Source organism: Eikenella glucosivorans, from assembly GCF_016025525.2.
Classification (GTDB): Bacteria; Pseudomonadota; Gammaproteobacteria; order Burkholderiales; family Neisseriaceae; genus Eikenella; species Eikenella glucosivorans.
In genome coordinates, this window is record NZ_JACSGR010000003.1 from 232,582 (window position 1) to 254,201 (window position 21,620).

Annotated in this window: 25 protein-coding genes and 1 other RNA gene; 13 read left to right on the forward strand and 13 right to left on the reverse strand. The window is 59.2% G+C overall.

Annotated elements, in window-relative coordinates; all coding sequences use genetic code 11:
- The first annotated feature begins 136 nt into the window (after window positions 1-136).
- From H9Q10_RS05235 to H9Q10_RS05265, 7 genes are all read left to right on the forward strand, one after another.
- Window positions 137-985, forward strand: coding sequence for an aldo/keto reductase (locus H9Q10_RS05235; RefSeq protein WP_197902951.1), 849 nt, complete (start codon window positions 137-139; stop codon window positions 983-985).
- Window positions 986-1,113: 128 nt separating this feature from the next.
- Window positions 1,114-2,229 (forward strand): alpha/beta hydrolase, encoded by a 1,116-nt coding sequence (locus tag H9Q10_RS05240; RefSeq protein ID WP_197902952.1) that lies wholly within the window; start codon window positions 1,114-1,116, stop codon window positions 2,227-2,229.
- 157 nt (window positions 2,230-2,386) lie between these two features.
- A complete protein-coding gene (locus H9Q10_RS05245; RefSeq protein WP_197902953.1) occupies window positions 2,387-2,800 on the forward strand; it encodes an HIT family protein in 414 nt (137 codons plus the stop codon).
- Between the two features lie 114 nt (window positions 2,801-2,914).
- Complete coding sequence (locus tag H9Q10_RS05250) at window positions 2,915-3,388, forward strand: hypothetical protein (RefSeq protein ID WP_218042250.1); 474 nt, start codon at window positions 2,915-2,917, stop codon at window positions 3,386-3,388.
- Window positions 3,389-3,512: 124 nt separating this feature from the next.
- On the forward strand, window positions 3,513-4,688 hold the full coding sequence (locus H9Q10_RS05255) for an LD-carboxypeptidase (RefSeq protein ID WP_197903001.1): 1,176 nt from the start codon (window positions 3,513-3,515) through the stop codon (window positions 4,686-4,688).
- 173 nt (window positions 4,689-4,861) lie between these two features.
- Window positions 4,862-5,509, forward strand: a complete 648-nt coding sequence (gene recR, locus H9Q10_RS05260) for a recombination mediator RecR (protein ID WP_197902955.1) — start codon at window positions 4,862-4,864, stop codon at window positions 5,507-5,509.
- Window positions 5,510-5,670: 161 nt separating this feature from the next.
- Window positions 5,671-6,738, forward strand: coding sequence for an AI-2E family transporter (locus H9Q10_RS05265; protein WP_197902956.1), 1,068 nt, complete (start codon window positions 5,671-5,673; stop codon window positions 6,736-6,738).
- Window positions 6,739-6,820: 82 nt separating this feature from the next.
- Here the strand turns inward: H9Q10_RS05265 and H9Q10_RS05270 are convergent, their stop codons facing one another.
- Complete coding sequence (locus H9Q10_RS05270) at window positions 6,821-7,084, reverse strand: hypothetical protein (protein WP_197902957.1); 264 nt, start codon at window positions 7,082-7,084, stop codon at window positions 6,821-6,823.
- 151 nt (window positions 7,085-7,235) lie between these two features.
- On the opposite strand from H9Q10_RS05270, the gene H9Q10_RS05275 reads away from it, so the two are divergent.
- The 3 genes from H9Q10_RS05275 (at window position 7,236) to H9Q10_RS05285 (ending at window position 9,268) form a co-directional block, all read left to right on the forward strand.
- The gene (locus tag H9Q10_RS05275) at window positions 7,236-7,700 is read left to right on the forward strand and encodes a PACE efflux transporter (protein WP_218042251.1); all 465 of its coding nucleotides are present in this window, start codon (window positions 7,236-7,238) and stop codon (window positions 7,698-7,700) included.
- 106 nt (window positions 7,701-7,806) lie between these two features.
- Entirely contained in the window at window positions 7,807-8,430 is a 624-nt protein-coding gene (rsmG, locus tag H9Q10_RS05280) for a 16S rRNA (guanine(527)-N(7))-methyltransferase RsmG (RefSeq protein WP_197902958.1), read from the forward strand.
- 61 nt (window positions 8,431-8,491) lie between these two features.
- Window positions 8,492-9,268 (forward strand): ParA family protein, encoded by a 777-nt coding sequence (locus tag H9Q10_RS05285; RefSeq protein ID WP_197902959.1) that lies wholly within the window; start codon window positions 8,492-8,494, stop codon window positions 9,266-9,268.
- A gap of 73 nt (window positions 9,269-9,341) precedes the next feature.
- On the opposite strand, the gene H9Q10_RS05290 is transcribed toward H9Q10_RS05285, so the two are convergent.
- The 8 genes from H9Q10_RS05290 to H9Q10_RS05325 form a co-directional block, all read right to left on the reverse strand.
- Window positions 9,342-9,836 carry a hypothetical protein gene (locus tag H9Q10_RS05290; RefSeq protein ID WP_197902960.1) on the reverse strand — a complete coding sequence of 165 codons (495 nt, stop codon included), beginning with the start codon at window positions 9,834-9,836 and terminating at the stop codon, window positions 9,342-9,344.
- 148 nt (window positions 9,837-9,984) lie between these two features.
- A non-coding RNA gene (ssrS, locus tag H9Q10_RS05295) (6S RNA) lies at window positions 9,985-10,162 on the reverse strand.
- A 16-nt stretch (window positions 10,163-10,178) separates the two neighbouring features.
- Window positions 10,179-10,475 (reverse strand): cell division protein ZapA, encoded by a 297-nt coding sequence (locus H9Q10_RS05300; RefSeq protein WP_197902961.1) that lies wholly within the window; start codon window positions 10,473-10,475, stop codon window positions 10,179-10,181.
- Window positions 10,472-10,807 carry a hypothetical protein gene (locus tag H9Q10_RS05305; RefSeq protein WP_197902962.1) on the reverse strand — a complete coding sequence of 112 codons (336 nt, stop codon included), beginning with the start codon at window positions 10,805-10,807 and terminating at the stop codon, window positions 10,472-10,474. Before H9Q10_RS05305 ends, H9Q10_RS05300 begins: the two co-directional genes overlap by 4 nt.
- Before the next feature lie 117 nt (window positions 10,808-10,924).
- Window positions 10,925-11,905, reverse strand: coding sequence for an NAD(P)H-dependent glycerol-3-phosphate dehydrogenase (locus tag H9Q10_RS05310; protein WP_197902963.1), 981 nt, complete (start codon window positions 11,903-11,905; stop codon window positions 10,925-10,927).
- 95 nt (window positions 11,906-12,000) lie between these two features.
- Window positions 12,001-13,248, reverse strand: a complete 1,248-nt coding sequence (gene fabF / locus H9Q10_RS05315; protein ID WP_197902964.1) for a beta-ketoacyl-ACP synthase II — start codon at window positions 13,246-13,248, stop codon at window positions 12,001-12,003.
- 158 nt (window positions 13,249-13,406) lie between these two features.
- Window positions 13,407-13,643 carry an acyl carrier protein gene (acpP, locus tag H9Q10_RS05320; RefSeq protein ID WP_003824915.1) on the reverse strand — a complete coding sequence of 79 codons (237 nt, stop codon included), beginning with the start codon at window positions 13,641-13,643 and terminating at the stop codon, window positions 13,407-13,409.
- Window positions 13,644-13,866: 223 nt separating this feature from the next.
- Window positions 13,867-15,909 (reverse strand): prolyl oligopeptidase family serine peptidase, encoded by a 2,043-nt coding sequence (locus H9Q10_RS05325; protein WP_197902965.1) that lies wholly within the window; start codon window positions 15,907-15,909, stop codon window positions 13,867-13,869.
- Between the two features lie 299 nt (window positions 15,910-16,208).
- On the opposite strand from H9Q10_RS05325, the gene H9Q10_RS05330 reads away from it, so the two are divergent.
- Window positions 16,209-16,847, forward strand: coding sequence for a hypothetical protein (locus tag H9Q10_RS05330; protein WP_197902966.1), 639 nt, complete (start codon window positions 16,209-16,211; stop codon window positions 16,845-16,847).
- A gap of 429 nt (window positions 16,848-17,276) precedes the next feature.
- Here the strand turns inward: H9Q10_RS05330 and H9Q10_RS12130 are convergent, their stop codons facing one another.
- The 3 genes from H9Q10_RS12130 to H9Q10_RS05345 all read right to left on the reverse strand — a co-directional run bounded on the left by H9Q10_RS12130 (window position 17,277) and on the right by H9Q10_RS05345 (window position 19,372).
- On the reverse strand, window positions 17,277-17,555 hold the full coding sequence (locus H9Q10_RS12130; protein WP_238480142.1) for a hypothetical protein: 279 nt from the start codon (window positions 17,553-17,555) through the stop codon (window positions 17,277-17,279).
- A gap of 134 nt (window positions 17,556-17,689) precedes the next feature.
- Entirely contained in the window at window positions 17,690-18,253 is a 564-nt protein-coding gene (locus H9Q10_RS05340) for a TIGR01440 family protein (protein WP_197902967.1), read from the reverse strand.
- Window positions 18,254-18,403: 150 nt separating this feature from the next.
- On the reverse strand, window positions 18,404-19,372 hold the full coding sequence (locus H9Q10_RS05345; protein WP_197902968.1) for a hypothetical protein: 969 nt from the start codon (window positions 19,370-19,372) through the stop codon (window positions 18,404-18,406).
- 199 nt (window positions 19,373-19,571) lie between these two features.
- On the opposite strand from H9Q10_RS05345, the gene H9Q10_RS05350 reads away from it, so the two are divergent.
- Both H9Q10_RS05350 and ygfZ read left to right on the forward strand, forming a co-directional pair.
- On the forward strand, window positions 19,572-19,823 hold the full coding sequence (locus tag H9Q10_RS05350; RefSeq protein WP_197902969.1) for an NGO1151 family protein: 252 nt from the start codon (window positions 19,572-19,574) through the stop codon (window positions 19,821-19,823).
- Window positions 19,824-19,844: 21 nt separating this feature from the next.
- Entirely contained in the window at window positions 19,845-20,720 is an 876-nt protein-coding gene (gene ygfZ / locus H9Q10_RS05355; protein ID WP_197902970.1) for a CAF17-like 4Fe-4S cluster assembly/insertion protein YgfZ, read from the forward strand.
- 79 nt (window positions 20,721-20,799) lie between these two features.
- Here the strand turns inward: ygfZ and H9Q10_RS05360 are convergent, their stop codons facing one another.
- Window positions 20,800-21,558 carry a Slam-dependent surface lipoprotein gene (locus tag H9Q10_RS05360; RefSeq protein WP_197902971.1) on the reverse strand — a complete coding sequence of 253 codons (759 nt, stop codon included), beginning with the start codon at window positions 21,556-21,558 and terminating at the stop codon, window positions 20,800-20,802.
- Window positions 21,559-21,620 lie beyond the last annotated feature (62 nt).

Below are 21,620 nucleotides of genomic sequence, written 5' to 3' on the forward strand. Positions count from 1 at the left end.
TGTGCCCAACCCTGTTTCCAGCCGGCCTTTTCATGAATCCGCCTCATCAGCCTTAGAAACCAAAGCCTATTTATCCTGCCCGCGCGCGTGGATACAATGCCGCTTATCCAGTTGAAAGCGAAAAAGGAGATTTCTCATGCAAACCTTCACCCTCAATAACGGCGTGCAAATCCCCGCCCTCGGCTTCGGCGTGTTCCAAATCCCGCCCGAAGAAACCGAGCAGGCCGTGATTGCCGCCATTAAAGCCGGCTACCGCCACATCGACACCGCGCAGGCCTATGTGAATGAAACCGAAGTTGGGCGCGGCATCAAAAACTGCGGCATTCCGCGCGAAGAAATCTTCGTAACCAGCAAAGTCTGGGTGGAAAACTACGGCTACGAAGCCGCCAAAGCCTCGCTGGAGCGCTCGCTCGCGCGGCTGGGCTGCGGCTACATCGACCTGATGCTGCTGCACCAGCCCTTCAACGACATCTACGGCGCCTGGCGCGCGCTGGAAGAATACCAGGCGGCCGGCAAAATCCGCGCCATCGGCGTGAGCAATTTCACCGCCGACCGCGTGCTGGATTTGGGCTTGTACAACAAAGTGATGCCCGCAGTAAACCAGATTGAAATCAACCCATTCCACCAGCAGGCCGAGCAAGTGGCCGGATTGTTGGCCGAAGGCATCGTGCCCGAAGCGTGGGGGCCGTTTGCCGAGGGGAAATTCGGCATTTTTGAAAACCCCGTGCTCGCCGCCATCGGCAAAAAATACGGCAAATCCATTGCCCAAGTGGTAACCCGCTGGCTGATTGAGCGCGGCATCGTGGTGCTGGCCAAATCCACCAAACCCGAACGCATGGCGGAAAACCTGAACGTGTTCGACTTCGCGCTCACCGAAGAAGACAAAGCCGCAATCGCCAAGCTCGACGTGGGCAAAAGCCAAATCATCAGCCACACCGATTTGGCCATGGTGCGGCAGTTTAAGGAATGGGTGTTCGGCGTTTGAGCTTTGGGGCTACCTGAAAAATTCAGCGGTATAGAAACGGTGCCGTACTCCGTTTCAACGGCGTTGGGGCTGCGTTTTCAGGCAGCCTTCCTCCCTCCGCCCCATCTGATTTGAACGAAGGAATCGCCATGCAAAAAACCGTTCCCGCCGCCACCCTCGCCCTCACGCTGGCAGCCTGCGCCCAAAGCGGCTACAACAGCGGCACGCTTGCCATTGAAAAACAGGGCAGTTTCGCCGTCGGCGGCACGGTCAAAACCTCGCAAGGCACGTATACCCCCGTCCCCAAAACCATTGCAAACCGCCAAGGCGGCGCGTTTTGGGACGCGCACCAAGCCGCCGTTGCCGCAGGCGGCATGACCCTGCACGGCGACCACGCTTCCGTGTTCTATCAAATCCCCGCCCGCGCCAAACACACGCCGCTGGTGTTTCTGCATGGCTACGGACAGTCCGCACGCGGCTGGATGACCACGCCCGACGGACGGGCAGGCTTCAACGAACTGTTTTTGCGCCGCCGCTACCCCGTCTATCTGATCGACCAGCCCCGTCGCGGACAGGCAGGGCAAAGCACCGTGCCTGCGGAAATCAATGCCGTGCCGGACGACCAGTTCTGGTACGCCCAATTCCGCATCGGCGTGTATCCCAATATGAACGAAGGCGTCACCTTCCCCAAAGACCCGGCCGCGCAGGAACAATTCTTCCGCATGATGACGCCCGACACCGGCGCGTTTGACGTTCCCGTGATTACCGATGCCGTGGTCAAGCTGTTCGAGCGCACGGGCGGCGGCGTGTTCGTAACCCATTCGGCAGGCGGCATCATCGGCTGGACAACGGCAATGGCGACTGACAAAGTGCAGGGCATCGTTGCCATCGAACCCGGCGCATTTCCCTTCCCGAAAGGCGAAGAACCGCCGAAATTGGAAAGCAGATTCGGCGACGTCGCCCCGATGAGCGTTGCGCCCGACGAGTTCGCCAAACTCACCCGCCTGCCCATCGTCATCTACTTCGGCGACTTTATTCCCGATCGGTTGGATGGCACGCAGGGCGGCGAACAATGGCACATCCGCATGAAAATGGCGCAGCAGTTTGTCGATACGGTAAACAGACACGGCGGCAACGCCAAACTCATCCACCTGCCCGAAATCGGCATCAGGGGCAATACGCACTTTATGTTCAGCGACACCAACAACGACCAAGTCGCCGCCGAAATGGCGCGTTGGCTCACAGAGCAGGGGCTGGACAAATAAGGCCGTCTGAAAGCCGTGAGGTTACCTGAAAACAAGCAGCACAGGTTTCAGGTAGCCTTTACCTTTCCCGCCCAAGCGTTAAAGCGCTTGGCAAACCGGCTGCCGTGCCCTATCCTTGCCCCGACTGACCAACCCATCCGCCCGAAAGGAAACCGCCATGCCCGCCTCCTGCCCGCTGTGCCGCGCCGACGGCGAAACCGTGCTGTGGCAAAACAGCCGCCTGCGCATCATCGCCGTACATGACAGCCCCGCCGCGCCTGCGTTTTGCCGCGTGATTTGGCGCGAACACGTGGCCGAGATGACGGATCTGCCGGAAGAAGCGCGGCAGGAAATCATGGCGGCGGTGTGCCGCACCGAGGCAGCGATGCGGCAAGTGTTGCGCCCGGCCAAAATCAACCTGGCCAGCCTGGGCAACCAGGTGCCGCACCTGCATTGGCATGTGATTGCCCGTTTTGAGCAGGATGCCTGCTTTCCGGATTCGATCTGGGCCGCGCCGCGCCGAGAAGCCGAGTTGGCGCTGCCGGAAGACTGGCAGCGGCAGGTGGCGGCTTTGCTGGCTGCCGAAGCGTGAGGGGCGGCTGGTATAATGCCCGCCGTTTGCCCCATGCAAAGGCTACCTGAAACCGCTATCGCAGGCTTGCTTTAACGGCGGTATTTGTTGTGAATGATGGAATAGAAAAGTGTGATGAAACAGCCGTGTTTATTGACGATTTCGCCCGACTCGCTCATTTTGTTTGATAACGGCCGAGACAATTTCCTAAAAGAATTCCATCAAGCGTTTGCAGATGATGCGATTGAGGGCGAATATGAAAACTTGTGGTATCTGCTCGGCACGGACGCATTCTTTGCCGTGCGCGAAAACCAGCTCGTTTTGCAGGATTGGGACGACAAAACCTACTTCTCCCTGCCGTTATCCGAGCCTTTAAATTTGGCCGATAATTGCGGCGTGATGTTGATTGATACGCCCGAGCCGGTGGACGCAGCAACGCTCCAAGCCGCATTCGGTAATGTGGCAGACGATAACGAAGCCCTGTCGCAAGCCCTGTTTGACTTTGAAGCGCAAAACGGCTGGAGCAAATACGATTGCCGGGCTTTATGCATCTGCCTGTTCAATAAAAGTGAACAAGAGCAAATGAAACAGAAATTTGATTTGGCATAACTGCTTTCAGGTAGCCCAAACCCCGAAAAGGCTACCTGAAAACGATGTCTTGGCGCAGCCAAGGCTGAGTTTCTGCGAAGCTAAAACCCCAAAACACTACACCAACCGATTAAGGATTTCCGCCATGCTGTTTCCCCACCTTACCCGCCGCCGCTTCCTCAGCGCTTCCGCCACCGTGGCCGGTGCCGGCATTTTGCAGGCGTGCAGCGCGCCGGTGATGCCTGCCTCAGCCGGGCAAACCGCCGCGCCGGGCGGCCAAGCCCAACCGCGCCGCAACGGCGGCGGCACCGCCCTGCGCGTGGTGGCGCCCTCCGGTTTTGCACCGCGCCCCGAGCAGGCGCCGGCCGGCCGGCGCCGCCTGTATGACGCCGGTTTCACCATCACCAACCAGCAGGCGGTGGAGCGCCGCTATCAGCGTTTTGCCGGCACGGATGCCGAGCGCATTGCCGATTTCCAAGACGTGGCCTCGGGCAAAGCGCCCACGCCGCAGGTGCTGATGGGCATGCGCGGCGGCTACGGCGCGGTGCGGATTCTGCCGCATATCGACTGGGCCTCGCTCGGCGCGCGCATGCGGGAGCAGGGCACGCTGTTTTTCGGCTTCAGCGACGTGTGCGCTGTGCAGCTTGCCTTGCTGGCGCAGGGCAATATGTGCAGCTTCGCCGGCCCCATGCTGTATAGCGGCTTCGGCAAGGCTCAGCCATCGGTGTATGCCATGCAGGCCTTTATCGACGGCAGCACGCAGGCCGATTTGAGCATCCAGGTGTCCGACATTCAGGCAGATAACGTGCCCACCCTGCACGGCACCATGTGGGGCGGCAACCTCAGCGTGATCGCTTCCCTGGCCGGCTCGGCCTATCTGCCGCAGCCCGAGGGCGGCATCCTCTTTCTCGAAGACGTGGGCGAGCAGCCCTACCGCCTCGAACGCATGCTGCAAACCCTGCATCTGGCCGGCATCCTCAAGCGGCAGCAGGCCATTGTGCTGGGCAACTTCCGCATGAGCAGCGCCCGCGACGTATACGACGGCGGCTACGACCTCTCCAGCGTCATCCGCACCCTGCGCCGCATCAGCGGCATCCCCGTGCTCACCGGCTTCCCCTTCGGCCACATCAGCGATCTGGCCACCTTCCCGCTGGGCGTGCCCACCGCCATCCGCAGCAACGGCGCCGGCGGCTACACCGCCCGCTTCAGCGGCCATCCCACGCTCAACCCCGCCGCCCTCACGCTCAACAACCTGCTGCCGCCCCCGCCCTCCTTCGACAACCCCGCCCCGGTGGAAGACAACAGCGAAGCCGGCGAATAGCCGCCGCCGTATTTTCAGGTAGCCCGATTTGCCGGAAAAGGCTACCTGAAAAAGGTGCTTCAATGCCGTTCAAATGCCGTACAGCAGCGTTTCTGCGGAGCCAACGCATTATCTTGTGCCGGCGCCGTTCGCCCCCATATCGCGCCCAGGCTACCTGAAACCCCATTCCCACCATGACCCGCAAAAAACCCGACGCCTTCGCCCGCCTCACCCAAGCGCTGGAAATCCTGCCCAACGTCGGCCCCAAATCCGCCCGCCGCATGGCCTACGAGCTCCTGCGCCACAAGCGCGACGGCGCCGCCGAACTGGCCGCCGCCCTCCAGCACGCCCTCACCGCCGTGCAGCACTGCCGCCTGTGCAACACCTTCTGCGAAGGCGAACTGTGCGCCATCTGCGCCGACCCCGCGCGCGATCCGCACCGCCTGATGATTGTGCACCTGCCCGCCGACGTGGCCGGCATGGAGGCCGCCCATTGCCACGACGGCCTGTATTTCGTGCTCATGGGGCAGGTGAGCCCGGCGCAGGGCATGGATTTGCAGCACATCGCGCTCGACAAATTGGTGGCGCGCTTGCAGGAGGGCGAGGTGGAAGAAGTGATCATCGCCACCGCCTTCACGCCCGAAGGCAACGCCACCGCCTATGTGCTGGCCGAGTTCTTCAAAAACCTGCCCTACCGCGTGAGCCGTCTGGCGCAGGGCATGCCGCTGGGCAGCGAGCTGGAGTACATCGACGCCGGCACGCTGGCGCAGTCGGTGTATGAGCGGCGGCTGGTGAAAGAATCCGACGGCTCGGCGGCCGAAACGCAAACCAAGCCTGAGTGATATTTTCAGGTAGCCTCCGGCAGCCGCACCAAAGCACAGGCTACCTGAAAAATCCAAACATCCATGCTGACTGCGCAAAAACGTTGCCGCGCCGCATTTAAACGGCATTGAAGCGCCTGTTTCAGGTAGCCCCACCCCGATCCCCCACACAACGGAACACCATGCTCCCCGCCAAACACACCCACTCCGCCCACCGCACCGCCTCCTACATCTTGATGGGAATCGCGCTGCTGGTGGCCCTCTATTTCCGTTTCCTGCCGCTGCTGCTTTCGGTGGTCATCACCTACATGGTCATCAACCAAACCAACGGCCTGATCCTGTGGATACGCCACCGCCTGCTGCCGCACGACACCTTCCTGCACCGCTCGCTCAACGTGCGCAACATCAACCTCGTGTCGGCCACGCTCACCATCGGCCTGGTGCTGCTGGCCATCGTGCTGATGGCGCTGGGCGTGTACCGCCTGATCCACGGCGGGCACATCAGCGTGATGCTGGGCAAGCTGGCGGAAATCCTGGCCGACACCAAACACAACAGCGAGCTGCCGCCCGCCATCCTGAATATGCTGCCGGAGAACCTGGCCGAAATCAAAACCGCCGCCGCCGAGCTGATTACCGAATACGGCGCCACGCTCACCCGCATCAGCCGCAACAGCTTCACTTCCTTCATCTATGTGATCATCGGCGTGATCATCGGCGCACTGCTCAGCTTCCACCGCCTGAATATGCGGCACAAACGCCATCAAATGCCCGCGTTTAAGGCCGAGCTGGTGCGCCGCGTGGTGAATTTCCAGCACAGCTTCGAGCGCGTGTTTATTGCGCAGGTGAAGATTTCGCTGATCGATACGGCGGTAACGGCGGTGTATCTGTATCTGCTGCTGCCGCTCTTCGGCGTGGCGCTGCCTTTCCGGCTCACGGTGCTGGTGATTGCCTTCGTGGTGGGGCTGATTCCGGTGGCGGGCAACCTGATTTCCAACACGGTCATCATCATCCTGAGCCTGGGCGCGTCGCTGTATGTGGCGCTGGCTTCGCTGGTGTTTTTGGTGGTGGTGCACAAGCTGGAGTATTTTTTAAACGCGAAAATCATCGGCTCGGAAATCGAATCGAGCGCGTGGGAGCTGCTGGTGGTGATGGTGGTGTTCGAGCGGATTTTCGGCATCGGCGGCATCATCATCGCGCCGGTGTATTATGCTTATTTGAAAAACGAGCTGAAACAGCGCGGGCTGATTTGAGGAGTGGTAATGCCAAACAGGCTACCTGAAAATTTTCAGGTAGCCTGTTTTAACAAAATAAACAGCCATTTTTATTTAGTTATTATTTCTGACAGCGAACAACCATGTGGATATGGTTAATATCATTTCTTGAAGAATTTTTGATTGCATAACCAGTAGGACATACCTCCTGGGCCTTATCCATTGCATATTTTTCACACCATGCACCACAGAAAGAACCGTCAATACTAATCAAATTTCCGTTTTTTTCGTCTGCTTCAATAACACTGGAAGAAATTGAAGGGAGACGAACAACGCAGGCTTGAAGAAATAAAGCAGCTAAGATGCATAGTGCTAATTTTTTCATTTTTATTTCCTTAAATATTAAAGTATGAAGAAATTCAAATAAAAGTAAAATTTTGCAATCGCATTATATCAACTTCAATGACCTTACAACAGATAGACAGAAAAATTTAATCTAGAAGTACCTAAAGTTTTCAGGCAGCCTCTGCGGTATAATGCCGCATTATTTCCATCCGAGCCGAACCGTGAGCTTCTTCGAGCGTTTTATCCATTCCCTGTTGTTTGAAACCGGCGCGGTGCTGATTTCCGCGATTGCCGTGCTGCTGTTCGGACATTCGCAGGCCGGCACGGCATTCGGCATGAGTGTGGCAGTGTCGGTAACGGCGATGGTGTGGAATTTCGTGTTCAACTGGGGTTTCGACAAAATCTTCACCGGCCGGCGCGAGCGGCGAAGCTGGGGCGTGCGCATGCTGCAAACCGGCGCGTTTGAAGGCGGGCTGCTGTTTTTCACCACGCCGCTGATTGCCTGGTTTCTGCAAATCGGGTTGTGGCCGGCGCTGCTCACCGACCTCGGCCTCACCCTGCTCATCGTGCTCTATTCCCTGGCCTACAACTGGGCCTTCGACCACCTGCGCGCCCACCTGCTGGCGCGGCGCGGCCGCGTTTCCGGGGCACATTAGGTTTTGCAAAACCGTCGGATAGAGTAAAATCGAGCCCACATTCCCAACAGGCTACCTGAAAAATCAAAAACCCATTTTCAGGTAGCCCTAATCTTTCGCAATCATTATGGACAACAAACAAAAACTGCAAGAAGGCCTCGCCGAGCTCGGTCTCAGCCTCAACACCGCCCAGCAGCTCCTGCTGCTCGAATATGCCTCGCTGCTGCAAAAGTGGAACCGCGTGTACAACCTCACCGCCCTGCGCCGCGACGACAAAATCATCAGCCACCACATCCTCGACAGCCTCACCCTGCTGCCCTATGTGCAAGAGGCAAAAACCCTGATGGACGTGGGCTCCGGCGGCGGCATGCCCGGCATTCCCACCGCCATCTGCCGCCCCGACCTGCACATTACCCTGCTCGATTCCAACACCAAAAAAACCGCCTTTTTGCAGCAAACCGTGATCGAGCTTGGTCTCTCCAACGTCACCGTGGCTTCCGGCCGCGTGGAAACCATCTACGACAAAAAAGTCGACGTGGTGACCAGCCGCGCCTTCGCCGAACTGGCCGATTTCGTCGCCCTCACCAAACACCTGCTCAACGAACACGGCTACTGGGCCGCCATGAAAGGCGTGTACCCCTACGAAGAAATCGCCCAGCTGCCCGCCGACATCGAAGTGGTGACCGCCGACAAACTCAACGTGCCCATGCTCGATGCCGAGCGGCACATGGTGATCATGCGGCAGAAATAGCCTCGTGCCGGAGTAAAAAGGCTACCTGAAAAACTTCCCTCCACCGCAGAAAGGCCGACCGATGAGCGCCACCGTAATCGCCATTGCCAACCAAAAAGGCGGCGTGGGCAAAACCACCACCGCCGTCAATCTGGCCGCCTCCCTGGCCAGCCGCAAACAGCGCGTGCTGCTGATCGACCTCGACCCGCAAGGCAATGCCAGCACCGGCAGCGGCATCGACAAAGGCAGCCTGCAAGCCGGCACCTACCAAGTCTTGCTCGAGCAAATCCCCTCCGCCGAAGCCCGCCTCAGAAGCCCGTACGGGCACTACGACATCCTCGCCGCCAACCGCTCGCTGGCCGGCGCCGAAGTCGAGCTGATTCAGGAAATCGCCCGCGAAATGCGCCTCAAAACCGCCCTCCGGCCGCTCATTCCCGAATACGACTATATCCTCATCGACTGCCCGCCCACCCTCACCCTGCTCACCCTCAACGGCCTCGTGGCCGCCGACCGCCTCATCGTGCCCATGGTGTGCGAATATTACGCCCTCGAAGGCATTTCCGACCTCATCGCCACCGTGCGCAAAATCCGAAAAGCCATCAACCCCAAGCTCGACATCCTCGGCATCGCCCGCACCATGTACAACACCCAGAGCCGCCTCTCGCTGGAAGTGAGCGACCAACTGGAAAAACACTTCTCCCGCCTCGTGTTCCGTACCATCATCCCGCGCAACGTGCGCCTGGCCGAAGCCCCCAGCTACGGCATGCCCGCCTTGGCCTACGACCCCAAAGCCAAAGGCACCCAGGCCTATCTGGAGCTCGCCGACGAAGTGCTCGAGCGCTGCCGTCAACCTGCTTAGACCGCCAGCCCTCCCAATGCAAAACAGGCTACCTGAAATTTTCAGGTAGCCTGTTATCGCTTATGCTTATGTGCTAAAGCGGGAAAATCGGATATTTTTGATTAAACAGCCAGTTGCTGCTTCGACAAATCTGCCTAAGCGTTTGCTCTTTCCCGGCAATCAGCAGATTGTATCCGGCAGACCAAGGTTTGATAATCATCAGTTGGCTTCCATCAAATAATAGGCTGTTCCATAAGGTGTATTCTTGGGAGGGAGACAGTATTTCCTCCCAGTCTTCCTGGCAGTTGCGGAAAGTGTGAACGGGAAAATCAAAAGCGTTGTTTGGCTTAAATAGCTGGTCTAAATCCAAACAGAACAAATGTTTAATTTCTATTAGCTCGGTAATCTCCTGTATTTCTCCGTCTTCTAACATGGAGTCGTCAATGGCTGCGTAAATCCAGCCTTTTTGTGTCAGGGCGGCGGTATTGAAATCGTGTTCAAGTGTAGCCTCATCAAATTTCAGGTAGCCTTTTAATTCATGCCCGTCTTGTTCACGATACAGGCTGAGGAAGTTGTTGGTAATAATCATCTTGAAGCCTTTCCATTTGTTTTTCAGGTAGCTTTTGTCTGGCAGCAGGCTACCTGAAAAATAAACATGCCGTTATCATACATCAACGCGCTGCCCAAGCCGCCGCGCAAAACAAAATCCGGTATGCAAGATACCGGATTTGTTATGGGGAAACCCCGCGAGTGCCGTTGGGCTGGATTCGCTTGAACCTTGAGTCAAGGTTGGCCACTTCCGGCAGTTTCGGGTACGTCCGCGAGGAACGCGCGCGCCCACCGCACAATCTGCAGCCTGAAGCGATGTTATTGGTTCAAAGGAATGGTATGCCTTCGCGAACACCGCAGGGTTAAAAGAATGATAGCCAAGTTATTTTTCTAATTCAAGTGCTTTATCGCAACTCTCTATTATGGTGCTTATTCTACGCTCAATTTCACCGATTGCCAAACCGTCTTTCGCGCTCATTTTGAGCAAATCGTGGGTGAGGTTCAGAGCGGCCATGATGACGATTTTATCGGTTTCCACGATCCGGCCGGAAGACTGGATCACGCCGATTTTCTGGTTCAGCATGTGCACCGCCTGCAACAGGGTTTCTTTTTCGCTGTTTGGTGTGCCGATGTTGAACTGACGGCCCAAAATATCCACGTTTACTTGTTCGATGCTCATGCTGCCTGCTCCTCTTGGGCGGGTACGGGAAGCCGGTCGAGCAGGGCGCGGATGCCCTCGGCGCTTTCCGCCAGCAGCTTGCGGTAGGCGGCGTTTTCCTGTTGCAGGGCTTCGATTTGGCTGGTGAGCTCGCGCTCCATGCGCGCCATGCGTTCGCTGTAGGCCAGTTGCAGGCCGTCCACCGTGGCGCGGTGGTCGTGCCGCTGTTTCTGCCAGGCGGCATCCATTTCGCCGATTTTTTTGTGCAGCGCCTGTTTTTCGCGCACGGCGGCCTGGTATCTGCCCACCAGGGTTTCAATGGAGGTTTGCAAGTGCTCTAATTGGCTGTTCATGAATCTGCCTTTTGGTCAATCTCGGGCGGCGGTGCGGCATGCGCCCGAGTGGAATCGTCTGCCCGCATTATACTGAAACTTGTGCCGCACGGAACCGATGGCCGGCAATTTTACGCGTTATTCCACGCGGATTTCGCGCAGCATCAGCCGTTCGGCCACGCTGCCGACGTTGATTTTGCCGTCTAACAGTTCGTTCAGAATGCGGGTGATGGGCATATCGATGCCGAGCTTAGCGGCTTGCGCGCCGGCTTCGCGGATGGTGTACACGCCTTCGGCCACGTGCCCGAGTTCGGCTAGGATTACGGGCAGGGGCTTGCCTTCGGCCAGCTTGAGGCCGACTTGGCGGTTGCGCGAGAGGGCGCCGGTGCAGGTGAGGATGAGGTCGCCCATGCCGGCGAGGCCCATCAGGGTGGTTTGTTTGGCGCCCAGGGCCAGCGCCAGGCGGTTGATTTCGGCCAGGCCGCGCGTCATCAGGGCGGCACGGGCGTTGAGGCCGTATTGCAGGCCGTCGGCAATGCCCACGGCGATGGCCATCACGTTTTTCACCGCGCCGCCCACGCCCACGCCGACCATGTCGTCGTTGGCATAGAGGCGCAGCACGGCGGAGCTGAGCTCGGCGGCGAGGCTTTCAATCCAGGGCAGGTTGCTTGAGGCGAGGGTGACGGCGCAGGGCAGTTGCTGAGCTAGCTCTTGGGCGAAACTGGGGCCGGAGAGGATGCCGATGCGGGCATTGCCGGGCAGCTCTTGGCGGGCGACTTGGTGCGGCAGCAGGCCGCTGCCTTGTTCGAAGCCTTTGCAGGCGGTGAGCACGGGGATGTCGCCCCAGCCCCATTGTCGGATGGTTTGCAGGCTGCCGCGCAGGCCGGCGGTGGGGGTGGCGATGATGACGAGCTCGGGTGTGGCGGGTGGGGTGTCGGCGATGCTGAGCGCTTCGGGGAAGGGGAAGTTTTTCAGGTAGCCTGTGTTGCTGCGCTCGGCACGCATGGCGGCGGCGTGGTCGCGCTCGCGCGTCCACAGGCTGACTTGCTGGCCGTTTTGGGCGAAGTGGATGGCAAGGGCGGTGCCCCAGGCGCCGGCGCCGATGATGCAGATTTGCATGGGTTGCTCCTGTTTCTTGTGATAAAGGCTACCTGAAAAACGGGAGGGGTGTTTTCAGGTAGCCTCTGTTTGCTGAAGGAACGCTTGGCGGCAAATCAGCCGTTGAAGCGTTTGAATGCGAGGGTGCCGTTGGTGCCGCCGAAGCCGAAGGAGTTGGAGATGGCGGCGCGGATGGGCAGGTCGCGGGCTTCGTTGGCGCAGTAATCCAAATCGCAACCGCCTTCGATGTCTTGCTCGAAGATGTTGATGGTGGGCGGCGATTTCTGGTGGTGCAGCGCCAGCACGGAATACACGGCTTCCACGCCGCCGGCGCCGCCGAGCAGGTGGCCGGTCATGGATTTGGTGGAGTTGACCACCAGCTTTTTGGCGTGTTCGCCGAAGGCCAGCTTCAGCGCGGTGGTTTCGTTGGCGTCGCCCAGCGGGGTGGAGGTGCCGTGGGCGTTTACATAGTCGATGTCGCTCGGGTTGAGGCCGGCGTCTTTCAGGGCGCGGGCCACGGCCAGGGCGGGGCCTTCGGCGTTGGGCGCGGTGATGTGGTGCGCGTCGGAGCTCATGCCGAAGCCGGCCAGTTCGGCGTAGATCTGTGCGCCGCGCTTTTTGGCGTGTTCGTATTCTTCCAAAATCAGCACGCCGGCGCCTTCACCCATCACGAAGCCGTCGCGGTCTTTGTCCCACGGGCGGGAGGCAGTGGCGGGGTCGTCGTTGCGGGTGGAGAGCGCCTTCATGGCGGCAAATCCGCCCACGCCGAGCATGCACACCGCGCCTTCGGCGCCGCCGGCCACCATCACGTCGGCATCGCCGTATTGGATCATGCGGGCGGCATCGCCGATGCAGTGCGCGCCGGTGGTGCAGGCCGATACAATGCCGTAACTGGGGCCTTGGTAGCCTTTGAGGATGGTAACGTGGCCGGCAATCAGGTTGATCAGCGAGCCGGGGATGAAGAAGGGGTTGATGCGGCGCGGGCCGTTTTCGTGCACCACGATGCCGGTGGCTTCGATGGAGGGCAGGCCGCCGATGCCGGAGCCGATGTTCACGCCCACGCGGGTTTTGTCGAGGGCGGCGTAGTCGTCGAGCCCTGCATCGGCAATGGCCTGCAGGGCGGCGGCGATGCCGTAGTGGATGAAGGCGTCCATGCGGCGGGCTTCTTTGCCGCTGATGTATGCGCCGATGTCGAAATCTTTCACTTCGCCGGCAATTTGCGCGCTCAGCTCGCCGGCGTCAAAACGGGTGATCCTGCCGATGCCGCTCGTGCCGGATAGCAGGTTTTGCCAGGCATCGGCCACGTTGTTGCCCACCGGGGAAATCTGCCCCAGTCCGGTTACCACCACTCTTCTTTGGCTCATGATTGTTTATCTGTCCTTAAGCCGCCTGAAAGGCGTCTGTATAAACTATCTGTATCTCACTCAGCCTGCCCGAAGGCGGCTGCATAACAAAAACCCCTGCCGCCGGCGAATGATACGCCCGAGGCAGAGGCCGGTATTCTGCTGTTACCTGCTGCCGGTTAGTTGGAGCGGGAGGTAACGAAATCGATGGCTTGCTGAACGGTAGTGATTTTTTCAGCTTCTTCATCGGGGATGTCGCAGCCGAAGGCTTCTTCCAAAGCCATTACCAGCTCAACCACGTCCAGAGAGTCGGCGCCCAAATCTTCGCTGAATGAAGATTCGTTTTTCACTTCGCTTTCGCTCTTGCCCAATTGTTCGGCAACGATTTTCTTAACGCGTTGTTCGATGTTTTCCATTGTGGGGTCCTTGTCCTTAATAAACGGGGAAAAATTAAAGGTAGTTCTCTAAAGGGCGGCATTGTAACGGATTTGCCCGCAATTTGCCATCTGTATGTTGCGGATGGGATAAGGGCTTTGCCGATGCGCGGCCTGATGAGGCTACCTGAAAACAACGGTGCGCATATTAGCATAGCGCGCCCGCTTTGCAAACTGTCTGGAAAATCCAATATAAACAAACAATCTATGCGCGCTTTCCTGCTGCCTGCCCGCCCACGGTTTGCTGCAGGAAGAGCAACACAGCGGCCAGTTCCGCAGCCATTTCTTCTTGCGAGGCATTGCCGGTGTGGCCGCCGGCTTCGGGGGCGTAGAGGCGGCTCTGAGCGCCGACTTCGCGCAGGCGGGCGTGGAATTTGAGCGCGTGGGCGGGGTGCACGCGGTCGTCGCTCAGGTTGGTGGTAACGAGGGCGGGCGGGTAGGCGCGGGATGCGTGCAGGTTGTGATAGGGCGAGAGTTTTTTCAGGTAGCCTCGGTCGGGCTCGGCATCGGGGTTGCCGTATTCTTCGAGCCAGGAGGCGCCGGCGGAGAGGTGCGGGTAGCGCAGCATGTCGGTGAGCGGCACTTCGCACACCATGGCGCCGATGCTCTGCGGGGCGAGGCAATAGGCGGCGGCGCACACCAGCCCGCCGTTGCTGCCGCCTTGCAGGGCGATGCGCTCGGGCGCGGCCAGGCCCCGTGCGGCCAAATCCTGCGCCACGGCCACCAGGTCTTCGGCACTTTTGTGCTTGCGTGCGGCGCCTTGGGCGGCGGCGTGCCAGGCGGGGCCGAATTCGCCGCCGCCGCGGATGTTGGCCAGCACAAACGCGCCGCCCCGGGCGAGCCAGTGCCGGCCGATGATGCCCAGGTAGTGCGGCAGCTCGGGCACGCCGAAGCCGCCGTAGGCATACACCAGCGCGGGCGCGTTCGGCTCGCCGCTGCCCACGTGGTAGTACGGAATGCGCTCGCCGTCGGCAGACACAGCGTGAAACTGGCGCACGGCCAAGCCTTCGGGGCTGAACTGGGCAGGCTGGCGGCGCATCACGCACCACTCCTGCCGTTGCAAATCCAGCGTATAGAGCGTGAGCGGCGAGAGGAAGCTGCTGGCGGCGATATAGAGCACGTCGCCGCCCCAGGGCTGGTCGGTGAATTCCAGCACCCCGGCCGCACCTTCCAGTGGCAGTTCGGGGATTTCGGCATCCTGCCACTGCCCCTGCTGCAGCCGCCAGGCCTTGAGGCTGCCGGAAACATTATCCAGCAGGGTGGCGGCCACGAAGTGGCGCGTGGTTTCCACGGCTTCCACCGACTGCCCCGCCTGCGGCGCAAACAGGCAGTGCGCCTGCCCGAGCGTGCCCTTGTTCAGCTTCACCGCCAACAGGCTGCCTTCGGCGTAAGCATGGTTTGCCCGCTGCCAGCCGCTGCGCAACAACACCAGCAGCCAGCCGCCCAGATAGCCGCAGATTTCCGCGTTTTCAGGTAGCCCCAAGGGCAGCAGCGTGCCATCTGAGGCTACCTGAAAATATTGCCGGCTGAAAAAGCCCGTGCTCTCTTCCAGCAAATCAATCGGCGTGCCCTGCGCGTCCAGATAGCGCCAGGCGTGCACCCACACCGATTGTGCCGCCGTCTGCAACACCGGCTGCGCCTCCTCGAAGCGCTGCCCGCGCCGCAGCAGCCACACCTCGCGCGGATAGCCCGAAGCCGTGAGCTGGCGCTCGTCCCAAGCCGGGCACACCCACACGCTGTTTTCGTCGCGCCAGGCGATGTGGTTTTTGCCGGCGGGGAAGTGGAAGCCGTTGGGCACCACTTGGCGCGTTTCCAGATCAAATTCCAGCGTGAACGCCGCATCGCCGCCGCCCGGGCTGAGCGAGAGCAGCACCCGGTTTGGCTGCTCCACATAGTGCGACACGCCGTCTAAATACACGTCTGCGCCCAAAACCTCATCGAAATCCGCCACCGAAAACAGCACTTCCCATTCCGGCAGCCCGGCGCGATACGAAGCCGCGCTGCACACGCGGTACACGCCCTTGGGGAACTCCTCGCTCTGGTAGAAGTGGTACATCCGCGCGCGGTGCTCCTGGCAAAACGGAATCTGCTGCTCGTCTTGCAGCACGGCGAGGATGTCGCGGCACAGCGGCTCGTAATCGGGCTGGCTTTCCAGCCAGGCTTGCGTTTGCGCGTGTTCGGCGGCGGCGAAGGCGGCGGTTTCGGGGGCGGCGAGGTTTTCAAATACGGCGTGGCGGTCGGCGGGCATGTGTGACTCCGTTGAAGCTGGCGTTTTCAGGTAGCCTTTGGATGGGCGGATGGAAAGGCGGGCATTGTAGCAGCATTGGCAGGGCGGGATGGGGAAAGGCTACCTGAAAGTGCGGCTCACGGTTCTGTGGCATGTATTCGGATTGCGGCTGCGGCTAATCCAAGCTGCCCTTCTGAAACAATGAGCGGGCGGATTTTTCAGGTAGCCGGATGGCCGGGTCGGGCTTCACACGCAAACAAGCCGTCTGTGCCGTGCTAAAATCCGCCGCCCCGGAAATGGCTCGAACCGAAAGGAAACCAATGAGCAAGCTCTCCTATTTGATGGCTGCCGTGCTGGGCTTGGCCACCATGCCTGCCCACGCCTACGATGCCACGCGCGGTGCCTTGCAGCACGATCCCGGCTTGGCCGGTTACGGCTACAACATCCAAGGCCAGCGTCAATCCGGCGGCCACGGTAGCGGCGGCAGCCACTTCGTCCAGCCCGGGCCGGGCGTGTTCCGTGATTCCACGGCCTTTGTGAGAAACAGCCCCAGCCGCTGCATTTCAATGGGTAGAGACGGGAAAATCTGCTATCAGGCCTATCTCGACCCCAGCCTCAGCGCGCAGAAAGTAGCGGTCTATTTTGAAAACAGGCAAAACCGGCGGCATGGCCAAACATTCCACTACGAAAACGGCATATTTGCGGAAAACGTTGCCTATGTGGACGGCAACGAATGGTGGACGGGCGGCAAGCGCTATAGCCGCCTCAATGCGCAAAGCTATGCCGTGGAGGAATACGGCCGTTACGGCAGGCGCCTGCCCAACTCGCGCACCGAAGTATCTACTGAACAGATGCTGCGCGAACTCGGCCTGAAAAGCGTGCGCCTGAAAGACGCCGTGCCGCCCGAATTTTATGAAGAAATCATGCAGCGCGCGGAAGAAGCGCGGCGGCGCAGATAGTTTGATTTGCTGCATAAAAGGCTACCTGAAAATTTCAGGTAGCCTTTTGCTGAGAAATTGCCGAAGCCGCCGAACCGTGTGTTGTCGAATATGAAGCGAATTGTTTTGCGTCCAGCACCATAAACTGGTGGAGAGGGAGGTCGGTAACAGTTTCCAGCGAATCAAAATTCTTGTGCAAAATCTCCATCAGCCATGTCTGCGAACTGCTTATTTTCAGGTAGCCGTAGGGCGGGTAATGAATTAGCTTCCTTGGTACGGGAATAGGATGCGGCTACGGATAATTTAAGTGGTCTTTGATAAAAGCTTCAAAGCTGTTCCAATGTTTATTGAATTGTTTGTTTTCAATAAATTTTTTAATATTTTCAGCTTCAATGAAAAATACTTCATCTGTATCTTTGTCATACAGAATATAATCATCCAGCTCATTGTTTAATAATGAAATGAGAAGTATTGATTTGGCAGCCCGATGTTGGCTCTTAAGTTTTCGGTTTGGCTGCTCGGGATGTCTTCCAAATCCATGGATAAATCCACTAAATAGCCAAACTTCCCATAAATTTCATCGCTATATACAGACCAGAATTCGGTGAAGCTGCGGTTTGTTTCGTTAAATCCTAGAGAGGCAAACAAATCGCGGTATTCCTTTTGAATATCGGGCATGATTCTGCCTAATTCATCATCAAGATACTCTTTAAAATTTTCGTCCAACATGGCGGCTTTTGCTTTGTAGTTAGGTAGGGCATGGATGCCTAGGCTTGGAGGCTACCTGAAAAATTTAGCTTCGCAGAAACTCCGCTTCCTTCGGAAACATCGTTTTCAGGTAGCCTTTTGCGCGGCTGGCGGCTTCATACGCGGCGGATGCTGTCTTTGTAGTGGCCGGCGCGTTCGCCGCCGATCAGGCGCGGGCGGCTGGCCAGGGCGCAAACGTGGGCGGCGCCGAGCTCGCGCTGCTGCGGGCGCAGGGGAATTTGCACGTGTTTGATGTGCATGCCGATGGAGGTGTCGCCGATGTCGAGGCCGGCGTGGGCGGTGATGAATTCCACTTCCACCGGGTCGCGCATGTATTTGAAGGCGGCCAGTTGGGCGCTGCCGCCGGCGTGCAGCCCGGGCAATACGTTGACGATTTCCAGCCCGCGCGCTTCGGCCAGCTCACGCTCCACGGCCAGGGCGCGGTTGATGTGTTCGCAGCCTTGCACGGCGAGGTAGATTTTGCGCTCGTTGAGGATGTCGAGCAGGGTTTTGACGATGATTTCGCCCACTTCTTGGTTGGAATTTTTGCCGATGCGCCCGCCGATGACTTCGCTGGTGGACAGACCGAGCACGAATATCTGCCCTTCGCCGATGGCGGATTGGTGCAGGATGTCGAGGGCGAGGGTGCGGGTTTGGGCGGCCAGTTGGGTGAGATCCATGATCTGTCTCCTTAAGGGTTTGCGGTGGATACAGGCTGATTTTACCAGCCCGGCGGCAGCAGGGTGTTGATGAAGATAAAGGCTACCTGAAAACGTGCAGAGCAAGTTTCAGGTAGCCTTTAGTTTCAGGTGGCTTTGTGCGGGAAACGGCTAGAGCTGCTCTTTTTTCACGGCGGCGAGGGCGCGGGCGAGGTTGTGCGCCAGCACGTCGTCCACCAGCTTGGGCACTTCGTCGAGAAAGGCTTGCTGCAGGTTTTGGATCATCAGCGCGGTTTGCTTTTGCAGCGCGGTTTTCACCATGCCGGATACGGCGTCGGCCAGGTGGGGGCGCAGCTTCTCGGCCAGGGCGGCGAGCAGCTCGGGCTCGCTGAGGCAGAGCAGGGGGCGGCCGGGCCGGGCGGGCGGGGCATAGGCATTGAGCAAGACGATTTTCTCGGCGGCGGCGGCCAGTGCGGCGGTGCTGCTTTCTATTTCGGCGGTTTCGGGCGCGGCAGCGAGGGTTTCCTGTGCCTGGGCGATTTCTTCGACGATTTCCTGCTCGGGGGTAACGCGGCTGTCATGCTCGGCCAGCCACACGGTGGCCTGCTCGGCTATGGGCTCGCCGCGGCCGATGTGCAGGGCGTTTTGGGCGTTGAGCCAGTCTTCTTGAAACAGGATTTGCGGATTGTTGAGCTCGGCTTCGGAGGCGGCGGTTTGCAGGTTGTGCTGCTGCTGCCAGTGTTCGAGGTAGGCTTGGTAGGCCTGTTTCTGCTCGGTGAGGTTGAGGCGGCGGCCACGGCTGCTGCTGAGCAGGTGGGCCGGGGCGGGGCGGGAGGCTGGGGCGGATGCTGCCGTTTGCACGCTTGGCGCGGCTTGCGGGCGCGCTTCGGGAGCGGGTGCGGCGATGTGCGGCACGGGCGCGGCAGGCTGCACGAACGGGGCGGGCGCTGCGGCAGTATGGCGGTTGGATTGGGCGGCTTCGGCGGCGGGCTGGTGGCTTTGGCGGGCGAGGTGGCGGCGTTTTTGCTGCAGGCGCTCCAAGCCTTTTTCCCAGTCTTCCGTTTCGGCGGCGGGCGCAGGCTGGGGGGCGGGGGTGTCGTCGGTGAGGGTGAAGACGATGTTGTCTTGGGGTGAGGTCATGGCGGTTTCTCGGGGAATGGTGGGGCTTTTGTTTTTCAGGTAGCCTCAAATTGGCGGATAGGCTACCTGAAAAGCTAACAGCCGATATTATTTCATAAATTAGGAAACTGTGGGTTATACGCTGTCCAATCGGGAGGCTTGGGCTTATAATCCGCCGCACGGCCGGGTGGAATGCGCCGCCCATGAAAAGGAAAAGATAATGGAAGAAATCGAACAAAGAATCAGCTATTTGGAAGAAAGCTGCGAAGCCTTGCGCGTGCAAAACCTGGTGTTGGGCAGCGCGCTCAAAAGCCTGCTGGGCAGCCTGCCCGCCGATTTGGCGCAAGACACGCTGGAGGCCATCCGCGCCGGTTTCGACAGCGAGCTGAACCGGCTGGAATATGAAGACAGCGTGCAGAGCGAGCTGTTCCACGATGCCACCTATGCCTTTTTCGGCGAGAAAAATTATTAAACCCATCAAAAGAGTGAAACCATGAATGCCCCGTTCCGTTTGCCCTTTTTCGGCGTGGTGGAAGTAAGCGGCCAGGATGCCGCCGATTTCCTGCACAACCAGCTTTCCAACCACATTTTGGATTTGCAGCCCGGCGAGGCCTGTTTCGCCACCTACAATTCGCCGCGCGGGCGCGTGCTGGCCAATATGCTGGTGGTGCGCCGCGCCGAGGGGTTTTTGCTGCTGATGGTAGCGGATTTGCTGGAAAACACGGTGAAGCGGCTGCGTATGTTTGTGTTGCGCAGCAAAACCGTGTTCCACACCGACAGCGCCTGGCAGGCATACGGCCGCAGCGGCGCAGAAGCGGCAGGGATCGACCCCGCCGCGTTGAAGTTTGCCGCACCCGAAAGCGCCGACGGGCTGATCGGCATCACGCTGGCAGGTGGCAACCAAATTGTGCTCAGCCCGGCGCCGCTGCCCGATGCCGAGCAGCCTACCGCCGCCGAAGCCTGGCTGGCCGCCGAAGCCTGGCTGGCCGCCGAAATTTTGCAGGGCAGGCCGTGGATTGCGCAGGCCACTGCCGAGAGCTGCGTGGCACAAATGCTGAACCAGCACCGGCTCGGCGCGGTGCACTTCAAAAAAGGCTGCTACCCGGGGCAGGAAATCATCGCCCGCGCCCAATACCGCGGCCAGGTGCGGCGCGGCCTGGCGCTGAGCCGCAGCGTGCAGGCGGTGCTGCCGGGCAGCAAGGTGGAAGTGGACGGCGAGGAAGCAGGCATCGTGATCAACAATGCGGCGCACGAGGGGGCGTTTGTGCAACTCTTGGTGATCAAACACGCGGCAGCAGGAAAGGCTTTGCAGGCAGATGGGCAGCCGCTGGAAACGCTGCGGCTGTGGTTTGAGGCGGAGGGTGATTGAGCTGTTTGCAGGATAAGGAACAGGCTACCTGAAAATTTTCAGGTAGCCTGTTTGACAAAATTAAATCAGCAAATCAGGGTTACTCAACAATTTTTATCGCACCAAATGCACCGGTGTAATCGCCCAATTTTTGGTAGATGCCGCCCAATTCTTCGGCGCTGCCGCCGTAGAAATGACCGTCGAACGCTGCGCCGGAGCTGGCATTGCCACTGAAGTGATTGCCGTTAATGGACCCATTATCCAATACAACGGGTGCTTTCCCAGCGGGGTTGATGGTGCCGCTGATGGTTTTAGCACCAAAATCCACGCGGAAATTGGCTGGACCCGATACCACTCTGCCAGCGGGGTTGGTTTGATCGGCATGGGCGGCATGGCCCTCATAGCTAAACGTACCGCTGGTGGGCATTTCGCGGTCTAATGTGCGGATACCTTGCGAGAACATATAGCCGTTGGTGGTGTTGCTGTCGTGCACATAGCCGAAGCTGCTATAGGACAGCGTATTGCGAGCCACGCGTTCGCTGTTTTCATCACGGATTGTGGTTATTTCACCGGCTTGGATGCCGGGAGGGATCACGGCGATTTCTTTTCCTTCTACGGTGAGGGTGTTGAAATTGCGGTCGGTGAAGCGAAGTGCACTTTCGCCTATTTTTCGGTAGCTAGTGGGATTAATGATGATTGCAGTCCCGGCGCGCTCGTTAGTTTGTATTGCGGGAGGAGTGTTGCCGCCGGGAGTGGGGGTGGGGGTGAGCTGAATATTGCCGGCAGAACCGCCGCCGCTGCCGCAGGCTGCGAGGCCGAGTGTGGTGATGGCGATGGCCAGTAGGGTTTGGGGTTTCATCTTTAAATGCTCCTTTTTATAGAGTTATGTCGGCTTCAGCCGAGCTGTTAAGCAGCATAATT